This is a genomic window from Vibrio sp. V03_P4A6T147 (genome assembly GCF_002241085.1).
Classification (GTDB): Bacteria; Pseudomonadota; Gammaproteobacteria; order Enterobacterales; family Vibrionaceae; genus Vibrio; species Vibrio anguillarum.
Window position 1 is genome coordinate 1 of record NZ_NDIO01000168.1, and the last position, 2,438, is coordinate 2,438.

At 45.3% G+C, this 2,438-nt stretch carries 2 protein-coding genes; both read right to left on the minus strand.

Features of this window, described 5'->3' with window-relative positions:
- Nucleotides 1-270: 270 nt before the first annotated feature.
- Nucleotides 271-1,497, minus strand: a complete 1,227-nt coding sequence (locus tag B9J84_RS06550) for a DEAD/DEAH box helicase (protein ID WP_094123796.1) — start codon at nucleotides 1,495-1,497, stop codon at nucleotides 271-273.
- A 45-nt stretch (nucleotides 1,498-1,542) separates the two neighbouring features.
- Entirely contained in the window at nucleotides 1,543-2,295 is a 753-nt protein-coding gene (locus tag B9J84_RS06555; RefSeq protein ID WP_094123797.1) for a UTRA domain-containing protein, read from the minus strand.
- Nucleotides 2,296-2,438 lie beyond the last annotated feature (143 nt).

Genomic DNA, 2,438 nt, shown 5'->3' on the forward strand with positions numbered 1-2,438 from the left:
CTAATTATCCACAATCGTGTTAATAACGTGGATTAAAGAATATTTATCCTCGAAATGATTCTAAAATTGTGAATATAATCTCATGAAAATGAATACTGCATTTTCTTGATTTAGTCCAATAATGATAGGTTGTTCACAATAAGCTGCTGAAAATTTACACATAAACTCGATTAATGTGCCATTTCAATCGTAATAAATGCATAAATTTCCTGAGTCACTTAGTTTCCTTACTCCATCAAAACGCACAATAGCATGCGTATATTGAGCTACTTAATGGCTTGTTTTCTGCTGAAACTGCTTCACGCTGCGCTTTTGAGCACTGCGGCGGTTGGCTTGCTTATCACGCGGTTTGCGCTTCGGTTCACCGCTGGTCGGTTGGTCTGTCACTGGAAAATCGGTCAACGCCTGCAGCGGTAAAGCGCGCTGCGTTAAGCTGCGGATTGCCTCCAGCGCTTGGCTTTCACCATGGCAGACCAGTGAAATTGCCACACCACCTTGACCAGCACGCGCAGTGCGGCCAACGCGATGAATATAAACTGGCGCACTAGGCGGTAAATCAAAATTGATCACCACTGGCAGCGCGTCAATGTGAATACCACGCGCCAGTAAATCGGTGGCCACCAGTACATCCACTTGATTCGCTTTGAAATCAGCTAACGTTTTCTCGCGAATAACTTGATCTTTTTCACCATGCAAAGCCGCCGCACGAATACCCGCTTTGAGTAATTTTTTCGCGACCGCGTCAGCACTATCACGAGCGCTAATGAACACTAATACTTGCTGCCCAGCACGCTGCTTAATCAGAGCAATTAATGCTTGTGCTTTGCTGCCCTTATTCACAAGGTAGAGCTGCTCTTCAATTTCTTCCACCACTTTATTGGCTTGATTCGCCTCTATCTTTACCGGGTTATTTAACACGGCCAATGCCACCTGTTCGAGATCGGCGGCGAGTGTGGCGGAAAACAACAACGTTTGTTTGGTTTGGGGCATAAAACTGAGCAGGCGTTGTACATCCGGCCAAAACCCCATCTCTAACAGTCTGTCAGCTTCATCTAACACCACACAGTGCATTGACTCCAATGAGATCAGTTGCTGTGTAAGTAAATCAAGCAAGCGGCCCGGTGTCGCGACTATTAAATGCGGCAATTTGGCCAACTGCGCAAGCTGCTCTTCTTGGGCCACTCCCCCGCATAAAGTGCATAAGCTAATGCTCATTTTACTTGCCACGGTACTCAGCTCTTGGCTGACTTGTTGTGCTAATTCACGGGTAGGAACAATAACAACCGATTGAATTTCAAGAGTATTAATTTCAATCTGTTGCAGTAAAGGCAAACCATAAGCTAACGTTTTACCACTGCCCGTCTGCGCGAAGGCAAACACATCTTGCCCAGAAAGTACGGCTGGAATAGACAATTGTTGGATTTTGGTCGCCGTGTGTCGCGACGCAGGCAGCGCAGCCATCAAAGGGGCGCTTAAGTTAAGCTTAGAAAAATTCATAAACGACTAGCAGGGTGAAAAAGGTTGCGCCGAGTCTAAAGCTATTCATTCTCCATCACAACTGTCGATACGGATCAGGACTGAATCTGGCCGCCAGTACTCAAATTCGCAGTCCATGATCTCGCCATCTTGTTTGTAATTGACTCGACAAATTTTCAGTACAGATTGGCCAGCAGCCAAGTTAAGGGCTTTTGCCACATGAAGAGGTGCAGCCGTAGGGATTACTTCAAAACGAGAACGCGTGGTGATGTAACCGTATTTTTGCTGATAGAGATGCGTTAACGAAGCGGTTAAATTTTCCTCTAATATCTTTGGAAACCACTGCGCAATCAGGCAGTTTTCGACAAACAGTACCGCTCGCCCGTCAATCGAGCGCAACCGTTCAATAATATGAATGGGCGTAATTCGGTCAATATCCATCGCTCTTGCATACTCACGAGAAGCCATCACGCTGCGTACTGCAACTAGCTTAGTTTCTGCGATTCGGTGCTGCTCTCGGATCATCTGGTGGAAGTGGCAACGCGATAGCGGGTTATAATGAATTCGCGCCGGAGAGACAAACCAGCCACGCCGCTCTTCTCGGTAAATCAACCCTTCTGTTTCCAGTGAAACCAAAGCGTCTTTAATTGTAATGCGCGTTGTATTAAACAATTCACTCAATTCACGTTCAGATGGCAGTTTTTGTCTGTCGCTCAGCATCCCACTGCAAATTTGCTCACGAAGGGTGCCTTTAATGTTACCAAGTTGGGTCTTTTCTAAAGGAGCATTTGCCACTGGCAAAGGGCTGCGAAATCTCATGCGTGACCTAGTCCAATATTATACAGAGTGAATAAACGTCTTTTAGACTACTTAAGGCAGATAACAGATTTATGACAGGCTAATTGATTGAATTTGAAATAAAAGTGCAATAGAAAATCATCAAAAATGTCAAATAACTACAC

Excerpts from the sequence above, each read along its gene's own strand:
- B9J84_RS06555 (WP_094123797.1), bottom strand. The coding sequence starts at position 2,295 with ATGAGATTTCGCAGCCCTTTGCCAGTGGCAAATGCTCCTTTAGAAAAG.
- B9J84_RS06550 (WP_094123796.1), bottom strand. The coding sequence starts at position 1,497 with ATGAATTTTTCTAAGCTTAACTTAAGCGCCCCTTTGATGGCTGCGCTG.